General features: G+C 68.3%; 25 protein-coding genes. 13 read left to right on the forward strand and 12 right to left on the reverse strand.

The window, feature by feature from the left end; all coding sequences use genetic code 11:
- Positions 1-31: 31 nt before the first annotated feature.
- The 3 genes from ABL308_05135 to ABL308_05145 all read right to left on the reverse strand — a co-directional run bounded on the left by ABL308_05135 (position 32) and on the right by ABL308_05145 (position 3,011).
- On the reverse strand, positions 32-1,027 hold the full coding sequence (locus ABL308_05135; GenBank protein XBQ17715.1) for an alpha-E domain-containing protein: 996 nt from the start codon (positions 1,025-1,027) through the stop codon (positions 32-34).
- The gene (locus ABL308_05140) at positions 981-2,423 is read right to left on the reverse strand and encodes a circularly permuted type 2 ATP-grasp protein (protein ID XBQ17263.1); all 1,443 of its coding nucleotides are present in this window, start codon (positions 2,421-2,423) and stop codon (positions 981-983) included. The genes ABL308_05135 and ABL308_05140 overlap by 47 nt, the downstream gene beginning before the upstream one ends.
- A gap of 78 nt (positions 2,424-2,501) precedes the next feature.
- The gene (locus tag ABL308_05145) at positions 2,502-3,011 is read right to left on the reverse strand and encodes an invasion associated locus B family protein (protein XBQ17264.1); all 510 of its coding nucleotides are present in this window, start codon (positions 3,009-3,011) and stop codon (positions 2,502-2,504) included.
- A 189-nt stretch (positions 3,012-3,200) separates the two neighbouring features.
- Between ABL308_05145 and ABL308_05150 the strand changes: the two genes are divergently transcribed.
- From ABL308_05150 to ABL308_05180, 7 genes are all read left to right on the forward strand, one after another.
- Positions 3,201-3,782, forward strand: coding sequence for a sigma-70 family RNA polymerase sigma factor (locus ABL308_05150; GenBank protein ID XBQ17265.1), 582 nt, complete (start codon positions 3,201-3,203; stop codon positions 3,780-3,782).
- Positions 3,783-3,914: 132 nt separating this feature from the next.
- Positions 3,915-4,598, forward strand: coding sequence for a ChrR family anti-sigma-E factor (locus ABL308_05155; GenBank protein XBQ17266.1), 684 nt, complete (start codon positions 3,915-3,917; stop codon positions 4,596-4,598).
- Between the two features lie 67 nt (positions 4,599-4,665).
- Positions 4,666-5,925, forward strand: coding sequence for an FAD-dependent monooxygenase (locus ABL308_05160; protein XBQ17267.1), 1,260 nt, complete (start codon positions 4,666-4,668; stop codon positions 5,923-5,925).
- A gap of 68 nt (positions 5,926-5,993) precedes the next feature.
- Positions 5,994-7,763, forward strand: a complete 1,770-nt coding sequence (locus tag ABL308_05165) for a carboxylesterase family protein (protein XBQ17268.1) — start codon at positions 5,994-5,996, stop codon at positions 7,761-7,763.
- Between the two features lie 63 nt (positions 7,764-7,826).
- Positions 7,827-9,359 (forward strand): NAD(P)/FAD-dependent oxidoreductase, encoded by a 1,533-nt coding sequence (locus tag ABL308_05170; GenBank protein ID XBQ17269.1) that lies wholly within the window; start codon positions 7,827-7,829, stop codon positions 9,357-9,359.
- A 581-nt stretch (positions 9,360-9,940) separates the two neighbouring features.
- On the forward strand, positions 9,941-10,687 hold the full coding sequence (gene ppk2 / locus ABL308_05175) for a polyphosphate kinase 2 (protein XBQ17270.1): 747 nt from the start codon (positions 9,941-9,943) through the stop codon (positions 10,685-10,687).
- A gap of 191 nt (positions 10,688-10,878) precedes the next feature.
- Positions 10,879-11,631, forward strand: a complete 753-nt coding sequence (locus ABL308_05180) for a hypothetical protein (GenBank protein XBQ17271.1) — start codon at positions 10,879-10,881, stop codon at positions 11,629-11,631.
- A 106-nt stretch (positions 11,632-11,737) separates the two neighbouring features.
- On the opposite strand, the gene ABL308_05185 is transcribed toward ABL308_05180, so the two are convergent.
- The 3 genes from ABL308_05185 to gap form a co-directional block, all read right to left on the reverse strand.
- The gene (locus ABL308_05185) at positions 11,738-12,766 is read right to left on the reverse strand and encodes a class I fructose-bisphosphate aldolase (GenBank protein XBQ17272.1); all 1,029 of its coding nucleotides are present in this window, start codon (positions 12,764-12,766) and stop codon (positions 11,738-11,740) included.
- A gap of 87 nt (positions 12,767-12,853) precedes the next feature.
- Positions 12,854-14,041, reverse strand: a complete 1,188-nt coding sequence (locus tag ABL308_05190; GenBank protein XBQ17273.1) for a phosphoglycerate kinase — start codon at positions 14,039-14,041, stop codon at positions 12,854-12,856.
- A gap of 218 nt (positions 14,042-14,259) precedes the next feature.
- Positions 14,260-15,270, reverse strand: coding sequence for a type I glyceraldehyde-3-phosphate dehydrogenase (gene gap / locus ABL308_05195; GenBank protein XBQ17274.1), 1,011 nt, complete (start codon positions 15,268-15,270; stop codon positions 14,260-14,262).
- Positions 15,271-15,472: 202 nt separating this feature from the next.
- Between gap and ABL308_05200 the strand changes: the two genes are divergently transcribed.
- From ABL308_05200 to ABL308_05210, 3 genes are all read left to right on the forward strand, one after another.
- On the forward strand, positions 15,473-16,663 hold the full coding sequence (locus ABL308_05200) for an NAD-dependent epimerase/dehydratase family protein (protein ID XBQ17275.1): 1,191 nt from the start codon (positions 15,473-15,475) through the stop codon (positions 16,661-16,663).
- A 122-nt stretch (positions 16,664-16,785) separates the two neighbouring features.
- Entirely contained in the window at positions 16,786-18,147 is a 1,362-nt protein-coding gene (locus tag ABL308_05205) for a DUF1800 domain-containing protein (GenBank protein XBQ17276.1), read from the forward strand.
- Between the two features lie 11 nt (positions 18,148-18,158).
- Complete coding sequence (locus tag ABL308_05210) at positions 18,159-19,343, forward strand: DUF1501 domain-containing protein (GenBank protein XBQ17277.1); 1,185 nt, start codon at positions 18,159-18,161, stop codon at positions 19,341-19,343.
- A 3-nt stretch (positions 19,344-19,346) separates the two neighbouring features.
- On the opposite strand, the gene ABL308_05215 is transcribed toward ABL308_05210, so the two are convergent.
- From ABL308_05215 to purE, 3 genes are all read right to left on the reverse strand, one after another.
- Complete coding sequence (locus ABL308_05215) at positions 19,347-20,441, reverse strand: PQQ-dependent sugar dehydrogenase (protein ID XBQ17278.1); 1,095 nt, start codon at positions 20,439-20,441, stop codon at positions 19,347-19,349.
- 77 nt (positions 20,442-20,518) lie between these two features.
- Positions 20,519-21,583 carry a 5-(carboxyamino)imidazole ribonucleotide synthase gene (locus tag ABL308_05220; GenBank protein ID XBQ17279.1) on the reverse strand — a complete coding sequence of 355 codons (1,065 nt, stop codon included), beginning with the start codon at positions 21,581-21,583 and terminating at the stop codon, positions 20,519-20,521.
- Positions 21,584-21,585: 2 nt separating this feature from the next.
- Entirely contained in the window at positions 21,586-22,095 is a 510-nt protein-coding gene (gene purE, locus ABL308_05225; protein ID XBQ17280.1) for a 5-(carboxyamino)imidazole ribonucleotide mutase, read from the reverse strand.
- 149 nt (positions 22,096-22,244) lie between these two features.
- Between purE and ABL308_05230 the strand changes: the two genes are divergently transcribed.
- From ABL308_05230 to ABL308_05240, 3 genes are all read left to right on the forward strand, one after another.
- The gene (locus ABL308_05230) at positions 22,245-24,152 is read left to right on the forward strand and encodes a PhoX family phosphatase (GenBank protein XBQ17281.1); all 1,908 of its coding nucleotides are present in this window, start codon (positions 22,245-22,247) and stop codon (positions 24,150-24,152) included.
- 83 nt (positions 24,153-24,235) lie between these two features.
- Positions 24,236-24,967 carry a GGDEF domain-containing protein gene (locus ABL308_05235; protein ID XBQ17282.1) on the forward strand — a complete coding sequence of 244 codons (732 nt, stop codon included), beginning with the start codon at positions 24,236-24,238 and terminating at the stop codon, positions 24,965-24,967.
- Positions 24,968-24,973: 6 nt separating this feature from the next.
- Complete coding sequence (locus tag ABL308_05240; GenBank protein ID XBQ17283.1) at positions 24,974-25,558, forward strand: hypothetical protein; 585 nt, start codon at positions 24,974-24,976, stop codon at positions 25,556-25,558.
- On the opposite strand, the gene ABL308_05245 is transcribed toward ABL308_05240, so the two are convergent.
- The 3 genes from ABL308_05245 to ABL308_05255 form a co-directional block, all read right to left on the reverse strand.
- Positions 25,548-25,757: a DUF465 domain-containing protein gene (locus ABL308_05245; protein XBQ17284.1), complete on the reverse strand. Its 210-nt coding sequence runs from the start codon at positions 25,755-25,757 to the stop codon at positions 25,548-25,550. The genes ABL308_05240 and ABL308_05245 overlap by 11 nt on opposite strands.
- Before the next feature lie 117 nt (positions 25,758-25,874).
- A complete protein-coding gene (locus tag ABL308_05250; GenBank protein XBQ17285.1) occupies positions 25,875-26,363 on the reverse strand; it encodes a TIGR02444 family protein in 489 nt (162 codons plus the stop codon).
- On the reverse strand, positions 26,360-26,992 hold the full coding sequence (locus ABL308_05255) for a UbiX family flavin prenyltransferase (protein XBQ17286.1): 633 nt from the start codon (positions 26,990-26,992) through the stop codon (positions 26,360-26,362). The genes ABL308_05250 and ABL308_05255 overlap by 4 nt, the downstream gene beginning before the upstream one ends.
- Positions 26,993-26,994 lie beyond the last annotated feature (2 nt).

The following is a 26,994-nucleotide window of genomic DNA, read 5'->3' on the forward strand; positions in this document are numbered from 1 at the left end:
ATTCTTCAAAAGCGCGCGCGTCAGGGTTCAGTCAATCGGGACCGAAATACCGCCCGGCCAGAGCGCTCGCAAATCCGATGACGCCCAGCTGCACCTCGTCGAGGAATGCGTGAAGCCCCTTGCCGGGTTTCACCCCGCCGGGCTTTTCGAGCAGTGCGAGCAGGTGTTCGCAGGCTTTCGACAGCGGATCGCCAGGCGCGGCGTCGTAATCGTGTTCGAGCTCGCGCAGGCGGTCGGCGGCGGCCAGGGCGGAGAGCTTCACCGAGCGGGGGCAGTCGGCGTCGAACAGCAGGAAGTTCGCCGCTTCAGTGGGGCCCGCCGTCAGCGCATGGCGCCGGCGGAAGGCGTGATAGCTCGACGCCGAGCGCAGAAGCGAGTTCCACCACACGATGTCGGGCGGGGCGAAGCCGTCGTCTTCGGACGCGCCGGCGGATTTCAGCTGGTAGTATTTCACGTCCAGCAGGCGCGTGGTCTGGTCGGCGCGTTCGAGCTCGGAGCCGAGCCGGTGAAACAGCCAGGCCTCGTCGCGGTACCAGGCGCCGTCGACCATGCCCTGATGGGTCAGACAGCCCAGCCGCACGGTCTCGCAGAGCTGGCTGAGCTTGGGCAGGGTCACCTGCCGCGCGCTCAGCGCGTCGACCGCGCCGTAGAGCATGTTGATCTGCTTCCACGCCTCGATCGGGGTGATGTGCCTCAGCGCGCGCGCGTTCTCGCGGGCGGCGTGAAGCGCGCTGATCACCGAGTTCGGATTGCTGCGGTCGACGAAATACCAGCGTGCGACGTTCAGGCCCGACAGCTTCGGACGCGCTTCGGCGAAGGCGTCGCGGTCATGGAAGGTGTCGAGCACCCCGCGCCAGGCCGCGTCGTCGTCGTCGCCGGCCGCGAAGCCTTCGGTGACCGCCAGAAGCCGGACGAGATTCTCCGCCCGCTCGACGTATCGGCCGAGCCAGAACGCGTGCTCCGCATAGCGCGAGAGCAGTCTATGAGAGGACCCAGGTATCCTTCGACCCTCCGCCTTGGCTTGAATTGACGATGATGGAGCCCTTCTTCATGGCCACGCGGGTCAGCCCGCCGGGCAGCACCCAGGTGCTCTCGCCGGTCACCGCGAAGGGCCTGAGATCGACATGGCGCGGCGCGACGCCCTCGCCGGTCAGGGTGGGGCAGGCCGACAGGGTGATCATGGGCTGGGCGATGTAATTGGACGGATCGCGGCGGATCGCCTTTCCGACTTCCTCGCGCTCGGCGCGGGTGGATTTGGGCCCTACCACGATGCCGTAACCGCCGCTTTCGCCGACCGGCTTGACCACGAGCTCGTCGAGATGGTCGAGCACGTATTTGCGGTCCTCCTCGCGCCGGCAGACATAGGTGTCGACGTTTCTGAGGATCGGCTCTTCATCGAGGTAATAGCGCACGATTTCAGGCATGTAGGCGTAAACCGCCTTGTCGTCGGCCACCCCGGTCCCCGGCGCGTTGGCGATCGCGACCTTGCCTGAGCGCAGCGCGCGCATCAGGCCCGGCGTGCCCAGCATGGAGTCCTTGCGGAAGGCTTCGGGGTCCAGGAACGCGTCGTCGATCCGCCGGTAGATCACGTGCACCGGCTCGGGCCCGGACACGGTCTTCATGAACACCTGATCGGTTTCATCGACATAGAGGTCGCGCCCCTCGACCAGGGGCACGCCCATCTCCCGGGCCAGGAAGACGTGCTCGAAATAGGCGGAATTGAACATGCCCGGCGTGAGCAGGACGACCTTGGGATCGTCCACGCCCTGGGGCGCGCAATCGCTGAGCTTCTCGCGCAGCTTCACCCCGTAGTCGGACACCGGGCGGATGCGCGCATTCTCCATCAGATCAGGAAAGGAGCGCTGCATCAGATGGCGGTTCTCGATGACGTAGCTGACGCCTGAAGGCGCGCGGCAATTGTCCTCGAGCACCAGGAAGGAGCCGTCGGTGTCGCGGATCATGTCGGTGCCGCACACATGCACGTAGTTGCGGTGCGGCAGATCCAGGCCTTCCATCTCCTTGAGGAAATACTTGTTTCCGGTGACGAGATCGGCCGGGACTACCCCGTCCTTCAGGATCTTCTGATCGTGATAGATGTCGTGCAGGAAGGCGTTCAGCGCCGCGATGCGCTGCTTGACCCCGGCCTCCATCGCGTCCCAGTCCGATCCCGTGATCGGGCGGGGGATGACGTCGAAGGGCAGCACACGGTCCACCGTGTCTTCGCCGAAATAGACCGTGAAGGTGATGCCGAGATTGAACAGCTCCTCCTCGGCGCGCTTCTTCCGGCGCGCCAGGGCGGCGCGGGTCTTCTTGCCCAGGCGCTTGTAGAACAGGCGCTGGATTTCCGGGTCGTCGGCCCGGCCGGACACTTCGCAGAATGCCGGTGAGGCGTCGTATTTGTCGAAAAGACCGGGGCCGGACATGGCGCTCCTTCGCAAAACCTCACGAAGGCTAACACGGGGACCGGCCCGCGGTTCAACCGTTTAAGCGAAATACCCGCCCTAGCGGCAAAGATCCTCGACCTTGTCGAGCGCCGCGGTGACGCCTGACAGCGAGAACTGGTAGGCTGTCGCGGTGCCGCGCTGGCTCACCGCCTCCACCCGCATCACCGCGCCGCGGCGCATGGCGTCCACCAGCCGGCTTTCGTCGCGGGGTTCTTCCAGGAAGCCTTCGCGCTCGCTGACGAACATGGTGAACCGGTCCGATCCGACCCGGGCGCGCGGCGGGCTCTGGTTTCTCAGCGGATAGCCGGCCAGGAAGCTCGGCTGTTCGTCCGCCGCGCCGTTCGCCCAGCTCGACACCAGAAAGAACACCTCGCCGTGATCGACGCTGGCGGGCAGGGACTCGGTGGGGCGCGACAGGGCGTAGCAGACCTTGGCGTCGCCCTCGCCGCGGGTGAAGACGCGCCAGTCCTGGTGGGCGCCCTGGAAGACCGGCTCTGCGCCTTGCTGGGCTGCGGCGGGCGCGGTCAGGGCCGCCAGGGCGGCGAGAGCGGCGAGCGGGCTGCGCATGAAGGGTCTCCGTGGGGCGTGGCTCGAAAGGGCTCAGCTCAAGGTGGGCGTCGCGGGATGCGGCGCCAAGTCTCTGGCGCATCCCTGTCTGCGCGGTTAAAGCAGGCGCGTTTGGCGGATTGATGGCGCTGCGGGTTGATTGAGCGTGTTCAACCTGTGACGATGGCCCTCACGATCGGAAGGTGACCTGTGCCCGACGCCGTATCCGGCACCCAGCCCGGCCTAGACCGGGACGCGCTCGACGCGCTGGTGGAAGCCACGGCTGCGCGCGACCGCACGGCCTTCGCATCCCTGTTCGAGTTCTATGCGCCGCGGGTCAAAGCCTATCTTCTGCGCCTGAACGCGCCCGAGCCGCTGGCCGAGGAGCTGGCTCAGGAGGTGATGCTGACGGTCTGGCGCAAGGCGCACATGTTCGACCGCAGCCAGGCCTCGGCCTCGACCTGGATTTTCAGGATCGCCCGCAATCGGCGGATCGACGCCGCGCGCCGGGCCGCCCGCCCCGATCTCGACGGCGAGGATCCGCTGCTGCAGCCGCCCGAGATCACAGCGCCCGACGACAGCGCCCACGCCGAGGGCCGCGACCGCCGGGTGCGCGAGGCGCTCACCGATCTGCCCGACGAGCAACTGGCGCTGTTGCGCATGGCCTTTTTCGACGGGCTTTCGCATCGCGACATCGCAGACCGGATGGGCGTGCCGCTGGGCACCGTGAAGTCGCGCCTGCGGCTCGCTTTCGACAAGCTCAGGCGGGTGCTCGACCGTGACAGTCTTTAGGGCGCCGAAAGATCATGGCGGTTATGACTGGAATACATGGGCTTGGGGTTGAAGCGGGCGCGGTTCGGATCATATCCGTCCGCCGGGGCGAGGCGCGCAGGTCGCGCTGACGAGGACGGGACGAAGACGGCCATGACCAATCATCCGCTTGGAGACGAGCTGTTCGCCGCCTATGCGGCCGGCGCGCTGTCCGGCCCGATGCGGCTTCTGATCGAGGCGCAGGCCGCGGTCGACCCGGCCGTGGCGCGCGAACGCGACGAGGCCGAAGCGGTCGCCGGGCTGATGCTCGACACCATGCCGCCGGCTGAAATGCGCGCCGGCGCGCTCGAGGAGCTCTTCGCCGTGATCGACGCCGAAGAGGCGGGCCTGGGCGAAGCGGGGCGCGCTCCGCAGGCCGACGCGGCCTCGGTCAAGGCCGCGCGCGCCGCCGGTCAGGCGCTCGATGAAATCCTCTCCCTGCCCGATCCGGTGCGCGATCTCGCCCTGGGCGGCGGCTGGAGCTTCGCCGGTCCGGGCGTGCGCTCGATGGAGCTGATGCGCGAAGGTTCGGCCAAGGCCGAGCTGATCCGGCTGGAGCCGGGCCGCGGCGTGCCGCGCCACGGCCATGACGGGCGCGAATTCACGCTGGTGCTGACCGGCGCGTTCAATGACGGCCGCGGCCGCTACGCCCGCGGTGAGCTGTGCGCCGCCGATCCCAGCACCGAGCACAAGCCCGTCGCCGAGCCCGGCGAGGTCTGCATCGCCCTGGCGGTCACCGACGGCCCGCTCGCCTTCACCGGCCCGCTGGGCTGGGTGCAGCGGGCGCTGGGCGGATAGGCGCGCGGCTAAACCGCCGCAGCCGCCTGCGCTTTCTTTCGGGCTTTCGCGCGTTATCATCGCCGCCATGACACGCACCTACGACGTCGCGATCGCCGGCGGCGGGCTCGCCGGCCTCACCCTCGCCCTGGCCCTGCACGAGGCCGGCCTCGACACGGTCGTGGTCGACGCCCTGCCGCTGGAGACCCGCGTCGCAGAGAGCTTCGACGGGCGGGCGTCGGCGCTGGCCTACACCAGCTGGCGCATGCTCGAAGCGGTCGGCGCGGCCGATCATCTGCACGAGCACGCCCAGCGGATCGAGGACATTCTGGTCGTCGACGGCCGGCCCTATGACGGGCTGAAGCCCGGCGGTCCGGGACGCGATCAGCTTCATTTCGACCGCCGCGAGATCAGCCCCGAGGCCGACGGCGAACCGCTCGGCTTCATGGCGGAGAACCGCTGGACCCGCGTGGCGCTGGCCAGGGCCGCCGAGGCGTCGGGGCTCGACGTGATCGCACCGGCGCGCATCGACCGCATGGACGAAGACGGGCCGGGCCGGGCCGCCCTGGTGCTCGAGGACGGACGGCGGATCTCCGCGAGCCTGATCGTCGCCTGCGACGGCAAGTTCTCGCGCCTGCGCGAACAGGCCGGCATCCGCACCACCGGGCGCGAATACGGCCAGAAGGGCCTGGTGCTTTCGGTCGCCCACGAAAAGCCGCACGAGGGCGTGGCCTACGAATACTTCATGCCGGCCGGCCCGTTCGCGATCCTGCCGCTTCCGGGCAACCGGTCGAGCCTTGTCTGGACGGAGAAGTCCGCCGCCGCGGACGCGCTCAAGGCGATGGACGAGGACGGCTTTCAGGAAGCGCTGGAGGCCCGGTTCGGCGACTTTCTCGGCGCGGTGCGCCCTGACAGTCCGCGCTGGACCTATCCGCTGGGCCTGAAGGTCGCCGAGACCTTCATCTCAGACCGGCTGGCGCTGGTGGGCGACGCGGCCCGCGCCATCCATCCCATCGCCGGGCAGGGCTTCAATCTGGGCGTTCGCGACGCGGCGGCGCTGGCTGAAGTGCTGGTCGAGGCGCGCCGGGCGGGGCTCGACCTGGGCGCCCGCGCGACGCTTCAGCCCTATGAGCGCTGGCGCAAGACCGACACCGCCGCGCTGTCGCTGGGCACGGACGTCTTCAACGCGCTGTTTTCCAACGATCACGCCCTCATCCGGCTCGGCCGGGGGCTGGGTCTGGGGCTCGTCGACCAGATCCCCGTCGCGCGGCGTTTCTTCATGCGCACAGCGGGCGGGGAGACCGGCGATCTGCCCGCCCTCCTGCGCGGCGAACCGCTCCGGGTCTGACCTCGCCGCCCTTTGCGCGTTGTTCGCTTCACGCTAGCGTCCTTGCGTGACCGATCGGAGGGGCTGTCATGATCAAACGGGTTCTTTTCGCTACAGCGCTGTTCGCGCTCGCCGCCTGCGGCGCGCCTGAAGACCCCGCGCCCATGGCCGATCCGGCGATGACGCGGACGGTCACCGGCGGCGAGATCGTCGGCTATCGCGATGCGGACACCGGCGCGCAGGTCTGGCTGGGCGTGCCCTTCGCCGCGCCGCCGCACGGGCCGAACCGCTGGCGTGCGCCGCAGCCGGTCGAGCCCTGGCTGGAGACCCGCGAGACCATTACGCACGCCTCGCCCTGCCCGCAGATCACCAACGCGCTGAACGCCGAGGCGACGGGCGTGGAGCCCGGCACGCTGATCGGGTCTGAAGACTGCCTCTATCTCGACGTCTACCTGCCCTCGGGGGCCGGCCCGGACGACAGCGCGCCCGAAGCTTCCGACCTCGCGGGCGGTGACGGGGTTTTTGATTACGGCCGGCCGGTCATGGTCTGGGTCCATGGCGGCGCCAATCTCTGGGGCTCGGCGAGCCAGTACGACGCCGCGCGCCTGGCGCAGGAGCGCGACGTGATGGTGGTGGTGGTCCAGTACAGGCTGGGCCCGCTGGGCTTTTTCGCCCATCCCGCGCTCAGTGAAGACGCGCCCGAAATCATGGCCGGCGACAGCGCGCCCAACCGGACGGGCGCAGCGAATTTCGCCCTGCTCGACCTCGTCGCAGCGCTTGAATGGGTTCGCGAGAACGCGCCCTCCTTCGGCGGCGACCCCGAGCGCGTGACCATTTTCGGAGAAAGCGCGGGCGGCCATAACGTCGCCGCCCTGATGGCGAGCCCGCCCGCCGAAGGACTGTTTCACCGCGCGATCATCCAGTCGGGCAGCTTTGAGAGCGTGCCGCTGGACGAGGCGCGCTCGGGCGCGGACTACGCCGCGGTCGAGGCCGCCCGGCGCTTCGCCGGCGCTGATCCCGACGCCGCCGCCCTGCGCGCCGCGCCGCTCTCTGCGGTCTACGACGCCTACGCCGCCGACGGCGTGATGAGCGGCCTGCCGCGCATCATCGCTGACGGCGTGACCCTGCCCGAAGCGGGGCTGGAAGCAGCGTTCGAGGCGGGCGACTTCCACCGCGTGCCGGTGATCACGGGCGCGAACCGGGACGAGATGAAGCTCTTCAACGTGTTCGATCCAGAGCTCACGAACCGGCTGTTCGGCGTGATCATTCGCACACCCGATCCCGAGCTCTTTGAGGCGGCGAGCGAATATCAGTCCCGGCTGTGGCGCGCGCTGGCCGTCGATGCGGCCGCCGGGGCGATGACTGAAGCCGGTCATGAGGCGGTCTGGGCCTACCGGTTCGACTGGGACGAGGGCGGCACGATGCTGTTCATGGACATGAGCCGGCTTCTGGGCGCGGCGCACGCCATGGAGATCCCCTTCGTCTTCGATCATTTCGAGTTCTTCGGCCGGCTCGATCCCGCCCTGTTCAACGGCGGAAACGAAGACGGGCGCACCGCGCTCGCCGATTCCATGGGCGCATACTGGGCGGAGTTCGCGCGCAACGGCGATCCAAACGGCGCGGGCGGTCCGGACTGGCCGGTCTGGACGGAGACCGGTGTTCTGATGCGCTTCGACAGCCCCGGAGACGGCGGGCCGGAGCTGATCACCGGGGTGGAGACCGTCGAGCAGATCGCCGCCGACCTCGCCGCCGACGACCGGCTGACCGCCGATCAGAAATGCCTCGTGCTCGAACGCCTGACGAGCTGGCGCGACACGGTCCGCACGCTCGCCGCGCCTCTGATCGACTGCGAGGCCTGACCGAGCGCCCCTTGCATCGATTAGTGAACGGTGTTCACATAATTGGGCGAGGAGGCGCGACCCATGACCGTGCAGACCCTGACCCGTCCCGACGCAGAGCCGGTGGAGATCGACGTTCTGATCGTCGGGGCCGGGATTTCCGGGATCGGCGCGGCGCGCCATCTGCAGATGAAATCGCCGCAGGAGCGCTTCGTGATCCTCGAAGCGCGCGACGATCTGGGCGGCACGTGGGACCTGTTCCGCTATCCGGGCATCCGCTCCGACAGCGACATGTACACGTTCGGCTACAGCTTCCGGCCCTGGACGGACGGCAAGGTCTTCGCCGACGGCCCCTCGATCCGCAATTATGTCCGCCAGACCGCCGAGGAGAGCGGGATCATCGACCATGTCCGCTTCGGCACGCGGGTGAAGACCGCGAGCTGGTCGACCGAAGAGGCGCGCTGGACGATCACCGCCGAGCGCGGCGGGCAGACCGAGGTCTACAAGGCCCGCTTCGTGATGATGTGCTCGGGGTATTATCGCTACGACCGCGGATACATGCCCGACTTTCCAGGGCTCGACAGCTTCAGGGGCGACGTGATCCACCCCCAGCTCTGGGACGAGAGCTACGACTACGCCGGAAAGCGCGTGGTGGTCATCGGCTCTGGCGCGACCGCGATCACGCTGGTGCCGGCCATGGCCGAGGCAGCGGCGAGCGTGGCCATGCTGCAGCGCTCACCCAGCTATATCGCCGCCCGGCCCAGCCGCGACGCGATCGCCGATGCGCTGAGAAAAGTCCTGCCGGGCAAGGCGGCTTACCTCCTCACCCGGGTCAAGAATATCGGCCTGGCCATCTTCTTCTTCAATCTCGCCCGGCGCTATCCGGGGTTCGTGAAGAAGGGCGTGCTCAAGGAAATCCGCAAGACTCTGGGCGAGGACTTCCCCGTCGAGACCCATTTCTCGCCGGCCTATAACCCGTGGGATCAGCGCTTCTGCCTCGCGCCTGAGGGCGATTTCTTCGATGCGCTGAAAAGCGGGAAGGCGAGCATCCACACCGACCATATCGAGCGCTTCGACGAGACCGGGATCGTGCTGAAATCGGGCGAGCGGCTCGACGCCGATCTGGTCATCCCCGCGACGGGGCTGGAGATGCAGGTGGGCGGCGCGATCGCGATCGACGTGGACGGCGCGTCCTTCGAGCCGCCCGAGCACGTCACCTATCGCGGCATGATGCTGTCGGACGTGCCGAACATGGCGCTGGCCTTCGGCTACACCAACGCCAGCTGGACGCTGAAGATCGACCTGACCTGCGAGCGGGTCTGCCGGATGCTCAACCATATGAGAAAGACCGGCGCGGACTACGCCGTCGCCGAACCGCCGGCGGATCTTGAAACCCTGCCGCTGCTCGATTTCTCCTCGGGCTATGTCCAGCGCGCATTGCCCGGCCTGCCGAAACAGGGCGCGGTCCCGCCTTGGCGGACCTATCAGAACTACGTCAAGGACATGATCACCATCCGCTACGGCAAGCTCGACGACGGCCATATCCGCTTCGGAAACGCCGGCGACCGCTCGCGCCTGGGCAAGGTCGAGGCGCCGGCCGTGGAAGCTGCGGAGTAGGCCTGCTTTCCTCAGGTGAGGGCGTTGCGTTGGAGCTTTTCGCTCGGACGTCTCTGATGGTGCGGCGTCTAACTCCCTCCCCCTCTGTGGGGAGGGTGGATCGGCGCGCAGCGCCGAGACGGGTGGGGGGAGCGCCGAGGTCTGCAGGTCTCGGCGCTCTACGATCTTCCGGGGCCTGCCGGCCCGTTCGCCGCCTTCAATCGGTCCACCGGATCGATTGATGCGCTTCGCGCACCAGCGCTCACCCCCACCCGCCCGCTTCGCGGGCACCCTCCCCATCAAGGGGAGGGAAGGAGGTTCGGCGGTCTCAGAAAAGTGTGAGCGCGTCGCCGTCGGAAATTCCCTCCCCCTCTGCGGGGAGGGTGGGCCGAGGCGAAGCCTCGGGCCGGGTGGGGGAACGCCGAGGTTTGCAGGTCTCAGCGCTCTACGATCTTCACCCCACCCCCGCCCTTTGGGGCGGACCCTCCCCATCAAGGGGAGGGAGTTGCGGTTCAGCTTTACGCTCTGACGTTTCCTCGGCGCGGGGAGTGGCGCGAAAACCGCCCTTGCCCGGTCCGCCCGCCGCGCGCCAAGCTGGCGGGATGGAGAAGGACAGCTACAAGGCCGAGCTCAGGCGGCTTCAGATCGGGCTCGCGGCGATGCAGCGGCGTCTGATCGCGGAGAAGCGGCGGCTTCTGGTGATCTTCGAGGGCCGCGACGCCTCGGGCAAGGACGGCGTGATCAAGCGCATCGCCGCCCACCAGTCCCCGCGCGAGACCCGCGCCGTGGCGCTGGGCGTGCCCACCGAGCGCGACCGGGAGAGCTGGTACTTCCAGCGCTGGATCCCCTGGCTGCCGGCCGGCGGCGAGATCGTCCTGTTCAACCGCTCCTGGTACAACCGCGCCGGGGTCGAGACGGTCATGGGCTATTGCATGCCGGATCAGCACGCCGCCTTCATGGATCAGGTCGAGGCGTTCGAGCGGCTGCTCGTGGAGGGCGGGCTGAAGCTCCTGAAATACTATCTCGACATCAGCCGGGACGAGCAGGCCGCACGGCTCGAGGACCGGCGGATCAACCCGCTCAAGCACTGGAAGATCTCGCCGGTCGACGACGCGGCGCTGGAAAAGTTCGACGACTACACCCGGGCGCGCGACGCGATGCTGGCCCGGACCGGCGGCGCGGTGCCCTGGAAGGTGGTGCGCGCCGACGACAAGCGCGCCGCCCGCCTCGCCGTGATCGCCGACATGCTCGAAGAAGCCGACCCCGACACCGCCTGCGGCCCGCCAGACCCGGCCGTGCTCAGGCGCTATGCGCCCGAGCTGTCGCAGAACGGGTTTCTGGCGCGGTGAGGAAGCATCGACGAGACCGTTCCTGAAAGCGCGCTTTTTACAATAAGCAAAGCGTTTGTGACTCGACTCAAGCGCGAGCGAGTCTCTATATGTTCGTGAAGTGTTCCGATTCGGCGCTCCGCGCTGGCAATAGGGTATGCGGCATAGTCGTCCTTGTTCGCTGTGCGCGCCTGCCCTGAGGAGATGAGAACGTGTTTGAAAGCGCAAAACAGAAAGTTGAACGAGCCTACCAGCACCTTGCTCAGCTTGAGGGTGCTGCGATCCAGTTCTTCCGCACCCGCCCTTACTCGATCACCGCGGATTTCGACGAAGCCGTTCAGCTTTACGGCCTTCGGGTTGCCATGACGAAACCCCTCCCCCCCGTGATTCCTCTAATAGTTGGAGACTTTATCCATAATGTCCGATCCGCGTTGGAGCACGTCGCCAGCGATCTATTCGCCGCTGCCGCGGGTAACGAAGAAGCTCGCACTCGCAGCAAATTCCCAATGCACGAAGAAGAGAAAAATTTGCAGAGAGAAGTTGAGCGTAGTGCAATCAATGCGGCATTTCCTGACGTCGCGAAATTGATTGTCGACCAAATTAAACCTTATAAAGCGGGAAACCGGCATTTGTGGCTGACCGGAAAACTTTGGAATATCGACAAACACAGATTGCCGATTGTTTCATATGGCATTACAGAAATTAGTGGAATATCCGGATTTACGGAACGGGGTCGTAATACATTTAGTAACATGACCGCTGTAGTTGAGCAGGGTAGAGCGGTGGGGCTTATTGCGACCGACGAACCTATGACAATCACAAATTATGGAAGCGCAACGTTTTATGTGAATTTCGACGAACCCGGGCTCATGGAAGGAGATCCAGTGCTTCAGACTCTGCTTCTCATGGCGCAGTCCGTCGACGACGCAATACGTGCCATTGAAGCAAAGATGCCAGCAAGGTAGTCATCAAAGCCAAACGGTCCACGCCCCCTTTATTGAGTCAACAATCAAACAAGAAACCCCGGCTCGGCGAGCCGGGGTTTCTTGGTTCTGAAAGCGAAAGCGCGCCTCAGCCCTCTTTTTCCAGCTTCTCGTTCCACTCGCCCAGCGAGGCGAGGCCGTTCATGCGGGCGCGGTGGTTGAAGGCTTTCTGGCCGGCCTCGACGTCCTTGCCGTTCCAGGCCTTCAGCGGCGCGGCCTGAAGCGCGCGGCCGTAGGAGAAGGTCAGCGGCCAAGGCAGGTCGAAGCCCTCGTTCATGATGTTCAGATGCGCGGTGGCGTCCTCGTCGGACTGGCCGCCGGACAGGAACGCGATGCCGGGCACGGCGGCGGGGACCGCGTTCATCAGGCACTGCACCGTCATCTCGGCGACTTCCTCGCGGCTCGCCTGGTCTTCGCATTTCGAGCCCGCGATCACCATGTTGGGCTTGAGGACCGTGCCTTCGAGTACCACCCCCTGGGCGAACAGCTCTTCATAAAGCTTGCGCAGGGTGTACTCGGTGATCTCGAAGCAGCGCTCGATGTCGTGATCGCCGTCCATGATCACCTCAGGCTCGACGATCGGGACGATGTCGTTTTCCTGGCACAGCGCGGCGTAGCGGCCGAGCGCGTGCATGTTGGCGTTGATGCAGTACTGGCTGGGGATGGACTCGTCGCCCCCGGCGCCGACCTCGATCACCGCGCGCCATTTCGCAAAGCGCGCGCCGAGCTCGTAATACTCCTTCAGCCGCTCGCGCAGCCCGTCCAGACCCTCGGTGATCTTCTCGCCCGGCGAACCGGCGAGGTCCTTGGCGCCGGCGTCGACCTTGATGCCGGGGATGGAGCCCGACTTCTCGATCAGCTCGACCAGGCGCTTGCCGTCTGCGGCCTTCTGGCGGATGGTCTCGTCGTAGAGGATGACCCCGGAGATGTGCTCGCTCATCGCCGGCTCGGTGCGGAACAGCATCTCGCGCCAATCGCGGCGGCTGTCCTCGGTGCTTTTCAGCCCGATGGAGTCGAAGCGCTTCTTGATCGTGCGCGTGCTCTCGTCGGCGGCGAGAATGCCCTTGCCCGGCGCGACCATGCGCAGGGCGATTTCGTTGAGCTGGTCGAGATTCATCTAAGGGTCCCCTGTGCGATGCGCTCCGCCCGCCCGCGTGCCCGGGCGGCTCTTACTCGCCGCGCGCGCCGCGCGCGTCAAGCCGGGCTAGTCCTGTAACGCGGCGACGCCGGGCAGGGTCTTGCCCTCGAGCCATTCCAGGAACGCGCCCCCGGCGGTCGACACGAAGGTGAAATCTTCGCTCACCCCCGCCTTGTTCAGCGCGGCGACGGTGTCCCCGCCGCCGGCCACGGCGGTCAGGCCCGCGTCAAGGCAGCGCCGGGCGGCGTAGCGCGCCGCTTCCATCGTGCCGGTGTCGAAGGGCTCGGTCTCGAACGCGCCCAGCGGGCCGTTCCAGACCAGGGTGCGCGCGGTGTCGATCGCATCGGCCAGCCGGTCGACGGTGTCGGGCCCGACATCGAGCATCATCTCGCTCGCGCCGATATCCTCGACGCTCGCCACGCGGCGGTCGGCGTGCGGCTTGAATTCGGTCGTCACCACCCCGTCCACGGGCAGCAGGATCTGGCAGTTCGCCGCGCCGGCGGCCGCCTCGATCTCGCGCGCGGTGTCCAGAAGATCGGCTTCGAGCAGGCTCGCGCCCATCTCGTGGCCGCGCGCAGCCAGGAAGGTGTTGGCCATCGCCCCGCCCACGAACAGCCGGTCGACCTTGGTCACGAGGTTCTTCAGAAGATCGATCTTGGTGGAGACCTTCGCCCCGCCCACCACCGCCAGAAGCGGCCGGTTGGGGTTTTCCAGCCCTGCGGTGAGATGGTCGATCTCGCGCTGAAGGCTCAGCCCGGCATAGGCCGGCAGGCGCTCGGCGACGCCCACCGTGGAGGCATGCGCCCGGTGCGCGGCGGAAAACGCATCGTTGACGTAGAGGTCGGCGAGTTTCGCGAGGGCGTCGGCGAATTCGGGATCGTTCGCTTCCTCGCCGGCGTGAAACCGCGTGTTCTCGAGCAGCAGGACCTGGCCGGGCTTGAGGCTGGCGGCGGCCTGCTCGGCGTCGGTCCCGATACAGTCGGAGACGAATTTCACGTCCGAGCCGATCAGCGCTTCGAGCGGGGCGGCGACGGGCGCAAGGCTCATCTCCGGCACGCGCTTGCCCTTGGGGCGGTCGAAATGCGCGGCGAGGACGATCTTCGCGCCGTGCTCGCGCAGATGCGCGATCGTCGGCAGCGCAGCGCGCAGGCGGGTGTCGTCGCTCACCTGACCGCCGGACATCGGCACGTTGAAGTCCACGCGCACCAGCACGCGCTTGCCTGAAACGTCGGCGTCTTGAAGGCGTCGGATCATGCTGAAGCTCTCCACAGATCGTCTAGGTCTGATGCGGCCGGTCGAACCGCCGCCGGTGATGCGCCCCTCCCTCCCCCTCGGGGGAGGGCCGGGGTGGGGCGCGCAATCGATCGATCGCCGCGCTCTGTGATCTCCACCCCACCCTAGCCCTCCCCTCAAGGGGAGGGTGGGGGGCTTTCCAGCCGCCGCTCCCGCACAGCGGGTAAGGAGCTTCGGCGCTAGATGAACCGCCCCATCGCGGCGGCCGTGTCCAGCATGCGGCAGGCGAAGCCCCATTCGTTGTCGTACCAGGTCATCACGCGGACCAGCCGCTCGTCGATGACGTTGGTCTTGTCCAGCGCCACGATCGAGGAGCGCGGGTCGTGGTTGTAGTCCACGCTGACCAGCGGCGCAGTGTCATAGCCGAGCACGCCGGCCATCGGCCCGTCCGCGGCGGCGCGGATCGCGGCGTTGATCTCGTCCGCGCTGGTCGCCTTGCCCGGCGTGAACACCAGATCGATGACCGAGACGTTCGGGGTCGGCACGCGGATCGCGCCGCCGTCGAGCCTGCCTTTCAGCTCGGGCAGAACCTCGCCGACCGCCTTGGCCGCGCCGGTCGTGGTCGGCACCATGGACAGCGCCGCGGCGCGGGCGCGGTGCAGGTCCTTGTGGTTCCGGTCCAGCGTGGGCTGGTCGCCGGTATAGGAGTGGATCGTGGTCATATGGCCGCGCTCGATGCCGACCGCGTCGTTGAGGACTTTAGCCACCGGGGCGAGACCGTTCGTGGTGCAGCTGGCGTTGGAGACGATCAGGTCCTCGGCGGTCAGCTGGTCGTGATTGACCCCGTAGACGATCGTCTTGTCGGCGTTCTTCGCCGGCGCCGAGCACAGCACCCGTTTTGCGCCCGCCTCGAGATGGGCGCTCGCCTTGGCCTTGTCGTTGAACGCGCCGGTGCATTCCATCACCAGATCGACGCCCATGTCGGCCCAGGGCAGCTTCGCCGGATCGCGCTCGTTGACCTTCACGATCTTGCCGAAGCCCAGATCGATGAAATCCTCGCCGGTGGTCAGCGCGCCGCGATAGCGGCCGTGCACGCTGTCATAGGCGAACAGGTGGGCGATCGCTTCGGGCGTGCCGGAATTGTTGATGGCGACGATCTCGAACTCGCCGGTACGCTCATGTTCGAGGACGGCGCGCAGCGCCAGACGGCCGATCCGGCCGAACCCGTTGATGGCGACGCGAAGGGCCATGGTGAACTCCTGACGACATGTTGGACGGCGGCCTCGGCGCGGAAAATCCCGGCGGGCGCGTGACGCGCGCGGTTTAGACCCTCGCGCCGTCCCCGTCCACATCCCAGCGGCCGAGCGGCCCCCCGCTCTTGCATCGCCGCGCCGGGCCTGCCAGAACCTCGTGGAATTTCCACAAGGGCGCACCTCACCCGGAGTTATCCCGATGAAAGTGATCGTACTCGGCGGAGACGGTTTTTGCGGCTGGCCGTCGGCGCTGCACCTGTCTGCGCGCGGCCATGACGTTGTGATCGTGGACAATCTGTCCCGCCGCAAGATCGATATCGAGCTCGAGGTCGACAGCCTCACCCCGATCCGTCCGATGGGCGAGCGCCTTGCGGTGTGGAAAGAGGTGTCCGGCAAGGAGATCCGCTTCGTCGACATGACGATCGGCAAGGACTACCAGCAGCTGGTCGACCTGATCGTCGCCGAGAAGCCCGACGCCATCGTGCACTTCGCCGAACAGCGCGCCGCGCCCTATTCGATGAAGTCCGCGCGCCACAAGCGCTACACGGTCGACAATAACCTGAACGCCACCAACGACGTGCTCGCCGCGATCGTGGAGACGGGGCTGGACATCCACCTCGTCCACCTGGGCACGATGGGCGTGTACGGCTACGGCACGGCGGGGATGAAGATCCCCGAAGGCTATCTGAAGGTGAAGGTGGAGACGAGCGAGGGCCTGAAGGATCAGGAAATCCTCTACCCGGCCAATCCGGGCTCGATCTACCACATGACGAAGACGCAGGATCAGCTGTTCTTCCACTTCTACAATAAGAACGACAAGGTGAAGATCACCGACCTTCATCAGGGCATCGTCTGGGGCACCCAGACCGAAGAGACCAAGAAGGACGAGCGCCTGATCAACCGGTTCGACTATGACGGGGATTACGGCACCGTCCTGAACCGCTTCCTGATGCAGGCCGCGATCGACTTCCCGCTGACCGTGCACGGCACGGGCGGTCAGACCCGCGCCTTCATCCACATCCAGGACACGGCGCGCTGCATCCAGCTGGCGGTCGAGAACCCGCCGCAGACCGGCGAGCGCGTGCGGATCATGAACCAGATGACCGAGACCCACCGGGTCCGCGAACTGGCCAAGATGATCTCCGATCTGACCGGGGTGGAGGTCGCCAACCTGCCCAACCCGCGCAACGAGGCGGACGAGAACGATCTGCACGTTGAGAACGACACCTTCCTGTCGATGGGCCTGAAACCCATCACCCTCGCCGAAGGCCTGATGGAGGAAGTCACCGAGATCGCGAAGAAATACGCCGACCGCTGCGACCGCTCGAAGGTCAAGTCGGTCAGCTACTGGAACAAGGACCGCGCCGCCGCCGACAAGGCGACCGCGTAGGCTTTCCAGACTGTCGTGAAACGAAGCCGGGCCCTAGCGGGTCCGGCTTTTTTCGTTCCGGCTTCGACGGAACCGCGCCGCCCCCGCCGTAAGGTCTGACGTGGCCGGATCTGGAGGCGCGCATGAGCGCGATGGACGCCAGCGTTGCAGTAACCCGCTTCGGGCTCGGAGCCAGGCCCGGCGAGATCGATCTGGTGCGCCGCGCGCCGCGCGACTGGCTCGCCGCGCAGATCGGACGGGCCGAGCCGCTCACCGGCCTGCCGCGATCCGACGCGATCCTGCGCGACTTCCAGCAAAACTACCGCCCGCTCACCGCCCGGCTTCGGCAGGGCGGCGGGGACGCGGAGGACGTTCAGCGCGAGATCCGCGCCATGATCCGCGAGCCCCGCGCCGCCCATGTCGCCGCCCGAACGACGCTCGCGGTCCAGACCGGCGCCGGGTTTTCAGAGCGCTGGGTGCGGTTCTGGTCGAACCATTTCACTGTCGCGTCTAATTCACTCCAGTCCGCCCTCGTCGCGCCGACGCTGGAAGCCGAAGCGGTGCGTCCCCTGGCGTTTGCAAGTTTTGCGGAGCTGCTGCTCGCCTGCGAGCTGCACCCCGCCATGCTGATCTATCTCGACCAGGCGGTGAGCGTGGGTCCCAATTCGCCCGCCGGACGCCGGCGCGATCTCGGGCTCAACGAGAACCTCGCCCGCGAAATCCTGGAACTGCACACCCTGGGCTCTGACGGCGGCTACAGCCAGGTCGACGTCGAGGCCCTCGCCCGCATCCTGACCGGCTGGACGGTCGGCTCGCGGCGGCTGAGGGTTTCCGATGATCAGATCGGCCGGACGGTCTTTTCAGACCTCCTGCAGGAGCCCGGCGCCCACACCCTGCTCGGCCGGCGCTTCGCCGGCGACGGTCCGGAGCGTGCGCGCGACGCGCTGCTGCATGTCGCGGGCATGGAGCAGACCGCGCGCTTCGTCTGCCTGAAGATCGCCCGGCATTTTATTTCCGACGTCCCCGACCGGCGCGACGTCGACCATCTGGTCACCGCCTGGCGCAGAAGCGGCGGCGATCTCGCAGCCGTCGCCGGCGCACTGATCACCGCGCCCTCCGCCTTCGATCCGGGGTTTGGGAAGTTCAAGACGCCCGAAGACTTCCTGATCTCCTCGCTGCGCGCGCTCGACGCGGCGGATCTCGCGCCGCGCCAGCTTTATTCGGCCTACAGCTCGCTCGGCCAGGCGCCGTTCTCCGCCCCGTCCCCGGCCGGCTGGCCGGACACCGAGGCGGACTGGGCGGGACCGGACGCCGTGCTCAAACGGCTGGATTTCGCCTCGAGCCTCGCCGAACGCGCCGGTCCCCGCTCCGCGCCCCGCGAGCGAGCCGAGGCGGTGCTGGGCGCCCGGCTCGGCGAGGAGACTAGGCAGGCTATCGCCCGCGCCCAGACCGCAGAGCAGGGGCTGACCCTTCTGTTCATGAGCCCCGAATTCCAGCGCCGCTGAGGGAGACCGCCATGTCCCGCACCGATCCGTCCCGCCGCGCCCTGATCGCAGCCGGCGCCGCGCTGTCCCTCCTGCCCGGCGCGGCCTTCGCACAAGCGCCCCGCGCTCAGGGGCGCAAGCTGGTGCTGATCATCCTGCGCGGCGCGCTCGACGGTCTCGCAGCGCTCGCGCCTCTGGGCGAACGCCGCTACCGCTCGCTGCGCGGCGGGCTCGCGCTGACAGGCGGGGCGGAGGCGTCGGACGGCTTCGTCTTTCACCCCGCGCTGGACCACGCTTCGGGCCTTTACCGGCGCGGCGAGCTTCTGGCGCTGCACGCCGCGGCGACCGACTATCGCGACCGCTCCCATTTCGACGGGCAGGACCGGCTGGAGGCGGGCCTCGCCGTACCGCGCGACGGCTGGCTCAATCGCGCCCTGACGCTGATGGGCGGCGCAGCGCCCGGCGCAGTCGCGGTGGGCCGCGATCTGCCGCTGGTGCTGAGAGGCGCGGCGCCTGCGGCGAGCTGGGCGCCGGCGGTTCTGCCGGGCGCGGACGACGACACCATCGCGCGGCTCATGGACCTTTATCGCGACGACCCCTCGCTGGGCCCGGCGCTGGCGCGCGCGCTGGAAACCGACGCCGCAGCCCGCGCCATGACCGAAGACGACGCTGCGATGGGCGGCGGTATGCGCGCGGGGGCCCGCGGACTGGAAGCGGCGCGCCTTCTGGGCGCCGCGGCGGGCAATCTGCTCATTGCGCCGGGCGGCCCGGATCTCGCCGTGCTCAGTCTCGACGGCTGGGACACCCATGTGCGCCAGGGCGCGGAGACCGGCCAGCTCGCCCAGAGACTCGCCGGGCTCGACGCGGTTCTCTCAGAGCTCGAACGGCGGCTGGGCCCGGCCTGGGCGCAGACAGCGGTGATCGTGACGACCGAATTCGGCCGGACCGTGCGCGAGAACGGGGCGGGCGGCACCGATCACGGCACGGGCGGGCTGGCCCTGCTCGCCGGCGGCGCGGTGCGCGGCGGCCGGATCATCGGCGACTGGCCGGGTCTCGACCGGCTTTACGAGGATCGCGATCTTTATCCGGCGAACGATCTGCGCGCCCTGTTCGCCGCGGTTTTGTCGGACCATTGGGGCCACGACCGCGCAGATCTCGCCCGGGCGGTGTTTCCCGGCGCGGACGGGCTCGGCCGGTTCAGCGGACTGATCGCCTGAGCCTCAGTCGCGCGCATACACCCGCCAGACTTTCCCGTCATCCTGGTCGGTTGTGACCCAGACCGATCCGTCGGGGCCTTGCGTCACCTCGCGGATACGGGCGCCCATGGGGATGCGGGCGATTTCTTCGCCGGCTTCGGGATCGACGATCACCACGCCGTTCGCGGTCAGCCCGCCGATCAGGGCGTGGCCGGCCCAGTCCCCGAACATGTCGCCGTCATAGACGATCATGCCCGAGGGGCTGATCACCGGCGTCCAGGTCAGCTCGGCCCGGGTGTAGCGGTCGGTGGTGGACGGATCGGGGATGGGCGCGCCGTCATAGTCCGAGCCCGCGCTGACCTCCGGCCAGCCGTAATTGGCGCCGGGCTCTATCCGGTTGAGTTCGTCGCCGCCCAGCGGGCCCATCTCGGCCACCCACAGCCGGTCGCCGTCATGGGCTGCAGCTTCGATATTGCGGTGGCCGTAGGACCAGATCGCGTCCGCGCCGTCTTCACCCACGAAGGGATTATCCTCCGGGATCGAGCCGTCGCGATGAAGCCGGAGGGTCGTTCCAAGCGTGTTCGAAAGATCCTGCGCGGGATCGAACTGGTAGCGCTCGCCGGTGGTCAGGAAGACATGGCCGTCATCGTCGAACTCGATCCGGCCGCCGAAATGCTTGCCGTTGTCGACCGCCCTGTCCTGGCTGAAGATCACTTCGAAATCCTCAAGCCCCGAACCGGTCATCCGCCCGCGCCCCAGCGCGGTCACGGCCCCGCCCTCCACGGGCCGGGCGTAGGAGAGATAGACCCAGCGATTGCTGGGAAAGTCGGGATCCACCGCGACGTCGAGAAGCCCGCCCTGTTCGACATTGTGAACCTCGGGCACGCCGGAGACGGGCTCCGACAGCGCGCCGTCCTTCGACAGGATGCGTAGCCGGCCCGGCCGCTCGGTGATCATCGCCCGGCCGTCGGGCAGGAAGGCGAGCCCCCAGGGATGAACCAGGCCGGACGCCTTTTCCTCCCAGACCACGGTCATGTCGCCGAGATCGACGCTCTGAACCTGGGCGAGAGCGGGCGAAGCGGCGCCGGCGAGCAGGGCGGCGGCGAGAACGGTTTTCATGGGGAACTCCAGCGCTGGCGTCCGCAGGCGAACGCCGGGCCGGGCGACCGGTTCCGGGATTTGCCGCGCGCCGGGCGTCAGCCCCGCTCGACGAGGTTCACATGGCCCATCTTGCGGCCCTCGCGCGCCTGCCGCTTGCCGTAGAGATGCAGCACCGCGCCGGGCTCGGCGAGCCAGCGCCGCCAGTCGTCCGCGTCAGACCCGATCAGGTTGATCATGCGCGCCGGCGCGAACGGGGCGGGATCGCCCAGCGGCCAGCCGGCGACTGCGCGCATATGCTGTTCGAACTGATCGCAAAGGCACGCGTCCATCGTCCAGTGGCCGGTGTTGTGCACCCGCGGCGCGATCTCGTTGACCAGAAGCGATCCGTCTTCGAGCTCGAACAGCTCGACGGCGAGCACGCCCACATATTCGAGCGCGTCGAGCAGGGCCGTGACGATGCGCAGGGCCTCGCTCCGGACCGCGTCGCTCGCTTCGGCCGGCGCGATCGTCTCGCGCAGGATGCCGCCTTCATGGCGGTTTTCCGCCAGCGGAAAGGCGCTGACCGTCCCGTCGAGATCGCGGGCGGCCACGATGGACAGTTCGCGCACGAACGGGGCGAAGGCTTCCAGAATCGCCGGCCGCGCGCCGATCGCTGTGAAGGCGTCCGCGGCCTCGCTGACCTCGCGGATCACCTGCTGGCCCTTGCCGTCATAACCGAAGCGGCGAGTTTTCAGGATCGACGGTACGCCCAGCTTCCCGGCCGCCGCGCGCGCGCCTTCGGCGTCGTCGACCTGCATGAAGGCGACGGTGGGTGCGCCGTTGCCGTTGAGGAACGTCTTTTCGACCAGCCGATCCTGCGCGGCTTCCAGCGCGTTCGCGCCGGGGCGCAGCGGGGCGTGCTCGCCGGCGGTTTTGGCGGTCTGCACCGGCACGTTCTCAAATTCGTAGGTGACCGCAGAGACGCTTTTCGCAAAGCGCGCGACCGCGTCGAGATCCTCGTAGGGCGCGGTGATCGTCTCGGCCGCCACGCGGCTCGCGGGACAGTCGGGCTCGGGATCGAAGATCACGACGTCCAGGCCCATCCGCGCGCCCGCCAGCGCCAGCATGCGGCCCAGCTGGCCGCCGCCGAGCACGCCGACGCGGTCACACGGCGCGGTCATCGCTAGTCCTCGACGGTTTCGGGCACGGAGTCCGACAGCGCGTCGCGCCAGGCCTTCAGCCGGTCCATCAGCGCGGGATCGGAGAGCCCCACGATCGAGGCGGCCAGGATCGCGGCGTTCTTCGCGCCCGCCTCGCCGACCGCCAGCGTGCCCACCGGCACCCCGCCGGGCATCTGCACGATGGACAGAAGGGAATCGAGCCCCGACAGCGCCTTGGAGCGCACCGGCACGCCGAGCACGGGCAGATGGGTCATCGACGCGATCATGCCGGGCAGGTGCGCCGCGCCGCCCGCGCCCGCGACGATCACCTTCACGCCGCGGTCCGCTGCGGTCTTCGAGAAGTCATAGAGCCGGTCCGGCGTGCGGTGGGCGGAGACGACCTTCGCCTCATAGCCCGCGCCCAGCTCGTCGAGCAGGTCCGCAGCGTGCTTGAGCGTGGGCCAGTCCGAGCGCGAGCCCATGACGATCGCGATGGGCGCGGCTGCGACGGCGGGATTGAGGCTTTCACCCATGGGGGCCGCCCTTCCGGCGTTTGAGAAAGCGCGGCACATTACGCGCGCGCGATGTTTCGTCAAGCGCGCTCTCGCCCGGCCGTCATGCTGCCGTCGCAATGGGGCGCTATCGCGGAACGAGACCGCTTAACGGGGTGAACGAGGCTGACATGACCATCGACCGCAGCGAAGACCTGTCCGTCAATCCGCGCGCGAACGCCGGCGCGCCGACCTTCGGCGACGTGCTCGCCGAGCGCCTGTCGCGGCGCAGATTTCTCGCCGGCGCCGGGGCTGGCGCAGGACTGCTGGCGACGGGCTGCGCCAGCACGGCCGAGGCGGGCGCGGAAAACGCAGCGCGTTTCGACTTCCCTGAGATCGAACGCGCGACCGGCCCGGGGATCGCCGCACCCGAAGGCTATCGCGCCGACGTGCTGATCCGCTGGGGCGACGGCTTGTTCGCCGACAGCCCGGCCTTCGATCCGATGGCCCAGAGCGCTGACGCGCAGTCGCGCCAGTTCGGATACAACAACGATTACATCGGCTTCATCGAGACCGAGCGGTCCGGCGGCCGTACGGTGCGCGGGGTGCTCTGCGTCAATCACGAGTACACGAACACGGTGCTGATGCTGCCCGGCGTGGCGGAGGGTTATCCCGCTTCGATGACGGCTGCGCTTTGCGCCACCGAGCAGGCCGCCCACGGCGGTTCGATCCTGGAGATCGCGCTGGGCGAAGACGGACGCTGGGCGCCGGTGGCCGGCAGCCCCGTGACTCGCCGGATCCATGCCCGTACGCCGATGGTCGCGACCGGGCCGGCCGCCGGCCATCCCCGGCTTCAGACCAGCGCGGACCCGACCGGGCGTGCGATCTCGGGCACGATCAACAACTGCGCGGGCGGGATCACCCCCTGGGGCACCTATCTGATGGCCGAGGAGAACTTCAACGGCTACTTCCTGGGCGCGCTGCCCGACGGCCATCCCGAGACCGCCAATCACGCGCGCTACGGCGTGCCGGGCGGCTGGTATCAGTGGGGACGGTTCGAGGACCGGTTCGACATCTCCCGCGAACCCAACGAGCCCAACCGGTTCGGCTGGGTGGTCGAGGTCGACCCGCTCGCGCCCGGCGCTGCGCCGAAAAAGCGCACCGCGCTCGGCCGGTTCAAGCATGAAGGCGCGGAAAGCGTCGTGGCGCCGGACGGGCGCGTCGTGCTCTACATGGGCGACGATCAGCGCTTCGATTACGTGTACAAATTCGTCACCGCGCGCGCCTACGACGCTGAAAATCGCGCCGCGAACCGCGACCTGCTGGACGAAGGCACGCTCTACGTCGCCCGCTTCGACGCTGACGGGACGGTCGTGTGGCTGCCGCTTGTTTTCGGCGAGGGCCCGCTGACGCCCGCGAACGGGTTCGCCAGCCAGGCCGAGGTTCTGATCGAGACCCGCCGTGCGGCCGATCTTCTGGGCGCCACCCCCATGGACCGGCCCGAGGACGTCGAGCCCGATCCGCGCTCGGGCAAGGTCTATGTCATGCTGACCAACAATTCCCGCCGCGGCGAGGACCAGACCGACGCCGCCAATCCGCGCGCAAACAACCGGAACGGCCACATCATCGAAATCACAGAGCCGGCCGGGGACTTCACCGCCATGCGCTCGCGCTGGGACATCGTGGTGCTGTGCGGGGACGACGCCTCGGGAGCGACCTGGAATCCGATGACCAGCGAAAACGGCTGGTTCGGCTCGCCGGACAATTGCGCAGTGGACGGCCAGGGCCGGCTCTGGGTCGCCACCGACGGCAATCAGGACACCGGCGCGAACGACGGCGTCTGGGCGCTCGCCACCGAGGGCGCGGCGCGGGGCACGGGCCGGGCGTTCTTCCGTGCGCCGGACGGCGCCGAGGTGTGCGGCCCGCGCTTCACCCCGGACGGGCGCACGCTGTTCGTCGCTGTCCAGCATCCCGGCGACACCGACGGGGCGAGCTTCGAGGCGCCGGGCACGCGCTGGCCTGATTTCGACGACGGCACGCCGCCCCGGCCCTCGGTCGTGGCGATCCGGCGCGAGGACGGCGGGCCGGTCGGCGGCTGAGCCGCGCCCCGAACCGGTGAACCCTTCCTTAACCGCGGCGCTGTCATGGTGAAGGAAGCGTTCACCATGAAGGGAGACGCGGCATGCGGATCCGCCCCGGAGACCCCTTGGGCGCGACGGCCCGGCGCGAGCCGGCCGGCGCGGCGTCGCGGTCCTACGAGACCGCCCAGACCCGGCCCGCTGGCGCGGCCTCCGCGCCGCGCGACAGCGCCTCGATCATGGGCGTGCCGGAGAACGAGCTGACCCCGAACGTGCAGCGGGCGCTGCTCACCCTGATGGGCGAGGTCGATCAGCTGCGCAAGGAGACCGAGGCGCTGCGCGCGAAGGTGCGCGATCTCGAGAACCTCGCCGACCGCGACGTCTTCCTGCCGGTGCTCAATCGCCGGGCCTTCATCCGCGAGGTCTCGAAGGCCTTGGCGCTGGCCGAGCGTCATGACGCGCCGAGCGCGCTGGTCTATTTCGATCTCAACGGCTTCAAGCAGATCAACGACACTCACGGCCACGCCGCCGGCGACGCGGCGTTGAAGGCCGTCGCCGATCTTCTGGCCGCCCATGTGCGCGAGACTGACGCGGTGGGCCGTCTGGGCGGGGACGAATTCGGCGTGGTGCTGACCCTCACCCCCGGCCCGGCCGCCGAACGCAAGGCCGCCGAGCTGGCCGAAGCGATCGCGAACACGCCCATCGCCTGGGAGGCGGAGACCCTGTCGCTCGGCGCGGCCTGGGGCGTGCGGGCGCTGGAACGCGGGCTCGACGTCGAAACCGCCATGGCCGAAGCCGACCAGGCGATGTACGCGCGCAAGACCCGCGCCGCGTAAGCCGGCGTGCGCACCGCGCTTCTGACCGGATTCGGCCCGTTTCCCGGCGCGCCGGTCAATCCCACAGGCTCCGTCATCGAGGCGGTGAAGGCGCAGCCGCCGGAAGGCTGGCGTATCGAGACGCTGATCTTCGAGACGACCTTCGCTTCAGTCCCCTCGGACCTCGACAACGCGGCGCGGACCCTGTCGCCCGACCTCGTCGTGCTGACCGGGCTCGCGGCCGAGGCGCAGCGCATCCGGCTCGAGGTTCGGGCGCGGAACGCTGTTCTGCCCGGTCGGCCCGACGCGGCGGGCCGGTGCTGGACGCCCGGACCGATCGAGCCTGGCGGCCCTGAAGAGCGGCGTACGCGGCTCGATCTCGACGCGCTGGCTGAGGCGGTCAAAGCGGCGGGCGCAGACGTCGAGGTCAGCGAAGACGCGGGGCGCTATGTCTGCGAGTTCACGTATTATCTGGCGCTGGGCCGCTTCAGCGCGCCGGCGGTTTTCGTCCACCTGCCGATGACCGGAACGCCCGGCGCGGCGCTCACCGCGGCCGAAGCCGCCGACGCGCTGCGCGCCGTGATTGCGGCGGCGGCGCGCTTTACGCGATGATGTCGGGGTGCAGGAGATCCTCGATGCGGAAGATCTCGTCCTTGAGCTGAAGCTTGCGGCGCTTCAGGCGCATGACCTTGAGCTGATCGACCACGCCGCACATGGTCAGCGCGCTCACCTCGGCGTCCAGCGCGCGGTGTTCACGTTCGAGGTCTGCAAGGCGCCGCCTGAGGGCGGTTTCGTCGAATTCGCCGTCCATGCCGGTCCCGGATCGCTGAGATCGCGCCGCGCGAGCCGCGCGCGCCGATGTCTAGATTAAGCCAGCCGCGCCGGCCGCCGGTCGCATCGTGCGGCCTCCTGCGCGAGGCTGTGGATATTACACATTTTTCGCCGCCGAGAAAATGGTCTTAACAAATCCGGTCCGGACTGGACGCCCGATGGCGGCGCCGTAGGCGATAAGCGCCGCGTCCGCGGTTTCCTGCGCGTCGCCGCCATGAGCGGGGCAAGCGGCGGCGAGCGGTTCGAGCGCGGCCTGCTGCAGGCGCTCGGCTTCGAGCTCGTCGGCGAGGATGGATTTGCGCAGGGCCGCCGCGGCCTCGGCGTCGACGAAGTCCGGCGCGGGTTTCAGCGCGTCGCGCGCTGCGCGCAGCGGCTTGACCACGCGGCCTGACCAGATCGCGCTCGTCTCGATCGCTTCGTCCAGCGCCGGGGCGGGATCGCGGCCGGTGAACGCCGCCCAGCAGATGAACAGGGCGAGATTGACGTCGAAGCCGGCGGACTGGAGATCGAGGCACGCCTCTTTCACCCCCGGCCGGCCATAGACCGCGAGCGAGAAATCCCAGAAGCCGAGCGCCTCTTCGCTCATTCAGCCGCCTTGCCCGCACGCCGGGCCGCGCCGGGCCGGCGGCCCTGGGTCAAGTCCTCGCCCCAGCGCCGGGTGGATTTCCAGTCCAGCCCGAACAGATCGAGCGCCCGGCCGACCGACTGGTCGACCATCGCTTCAAGGCTTTCAGGCCGCGCATAGAAGGCGGGAAGGGGCGGCATGATGATCGCGCCCATTTCCGTGAGCTGCGTCATGGTCCTGAGATGGCCCAGGTGAAACGGCGTCTCACGCACCATCAGCACCAGCCTGCGCCGCTCCTTCAGCACCACGTCGGCGGCGCGAGTGAGAAGCGAGCTGGTCACGCCGGTGGCGATCTCGCTCATCGTCCTGACAGAGCACGGCGCGATCAGCATGCCCAGCGTGCGAAACGAGCCAGACGCGATCGGCGCGCCGATATCGGGCATGGCGTAGACATGATCGGCGCGTGCGGCCAAAGCGGCGGGCTTCAGACCGGTCTCGTAGCCCAGCGTCATTTCCGCCGCGCGGGAGGCGACCAGATGGCGCTCCACGCCCAGCTCGCCCAGCGCGTCGAGCGCCCGCACGCCGTAGATCACGCCCGAGGCGCCGGACACGCCGAGGATTAGCCTTTGCCGCTCAGAGGGATCGCTCACGC

This window comes from Oceanicaulis sp. (assembly GCA_040112665.1).
GTDB lineage: Bacteria > Pseudomonadota > Alphaproteobacteria > Caulobacterales > Maricaulaceae > Oceanicaulis.

What these genes read in the sequence shown, in the direction of transcription:
- ABL308_05140 (XBQ17263.1), bottom strand. Translation starts at nt 2,423, where the DNA reads ATGTCCGGCCCCGGTCTTTTCGACAAATACGACGCCTCACCGGCATTC.
- ABL308_05145 (XBQ17264.1), bottom strand. Translation starts at nt 3,011, where the DNA reads ATGCGCAGCCCGCTCGCCGCTCTCGCCGCCCTGGCGGCCCTGACCGCG.
- ABL308_05155 (XBQ17266.1), top strand. Translation starts at nt 3,915, where the DNA reads ATGACCAATCATCCGCTTGGAGACGAGCTGTTCGCCGCCTATGCGGCC.
- ABL308_05160 (XBQ17267.1), top strand. Translation starts at nt 4,666, where the DNA reads ATGACACGCACCTACGACGTCGCGATCGCCGGCGGCGGGCTCGCCGGC.
- ABL308_05165 (XBQ17268.1), top strand. Translation starts at nt 5,994, where the DNA reads ATGATCAAACGGGTTCTTTTCGCTACAGCGCTGTTCGCGCTCGCCGCC.
- ABL308_05170 (XBQ17269.1), top strand. Translation starts at nt 7,827, where the DNA reads ATGACCGTGCAGACCCTGACCCGTCCCGACGCAGAGCCGGTGGAGATC.
- ppk2 (XBQ17270.1), top strand. Translation starts at nt 9,941, where the DNA reads ATGGAGAAGGACAGCTACAAGGCCGAGCTCAGGCGGCTTCAGATCGGG.
- ABL308_05185 (XBQ17272.1), bottom strand. Translation starts at nt 12,766, where the DNA reads ATGAATCTCGACCAGCTCAACGAAATCGCCCTGCGCATGGTCGCGCCG.
- ABL308_05190 (XBQ17273.1), bottom strand. Translation starts at nt 14,041, where the DNA reads ATGATCCGACGCCTTCAAGACGCCGACGTTTCAGGCAAGCGCGTGCTG.
- gap (XBQ17274.1), bottom strand. Translation starts at nt 15,270, where the DNA reads ATGGCCCTTCGCGTCGCCATCAACGGGTTCGGCCGGATCGGCCGTCTG.
- ABL308_05200 (XBQ17275.1), top strand. Translation starts at nt 15,473, where the DNA reads ATGAAAGTGATCGTACTCGGCGGAGACGGTTTTTGCGGCTGGCCGTCG.
- ABL308_05205 (XBQ17276.1), top strand. Translation starts at nt 16,786, where the DNA reads ATGAGCGCGATGGACGCCAGCGTTGCAGTAACCCGCTTCGGGCTCGGA.
- ABL308_05210 (XBQ17277.1), top strand. Translation starts at nt 18,159, where the DNA reads ATGTCCCGCACCGATCCGTCCCGCCGCGCCCTGATCGCAGCCGGCGCC.
- ABL308_05215 (XBQ17278.1), bottom strand. Translation starts at nt 20,441, where the DNA reads ATGAAAACCGTTCTCGCCGCCGCCCTGCTCGCCGGCGCCGCTTCGCCC.
- ABL308_05220 (XBQ17279.1), bottom strand. Translation starts at nt 21,583, where the DNA reads ATGACCGCGCCGTGTGACCGCGTCGGCGTGCTCGGCGGCGGCCAGCTG.
- purE (XBQ17280.1), bottom strand. Translation starts at nt 22,095, where the DNA reads ATGGGTGAAAGCCTCAATCCCGCCGTCGCAGCCGCGCCCATCGCGATC.
- ABL308_05230 (XBQ17281.1), top strand. Translation starts at nt 22,245, where the DNA reads ATGACCATCGACCGCAGCGAAGACCTGTCCGTCAATCCGCGCGCGAAC.
- ABL308_05235 (XBQ17282.1), top strand. Translation starts at nt 24,236, where the DNA reads ATGCGGATCCGCCCCGGAGACCCCTTGGGCGCGACGGCCCGGCGCGAG.
- ABL308_05245 (XBQ17284.1), bottom strand. Translation starts at nt 25,757, where the DNA reads ATGGACGGCGAATTCGACGAAACCGCCCTCAGGCGGCGCCTTGCAGAC.
- ABL308_05250 (XBQ17285.1), bottom strand. Translation starts at nt 26,363, where the DNA reads ATGAGCGAAGAGGCGCTCGGCTTCTGGGATTTCTCGCTCGCGGTCTAT.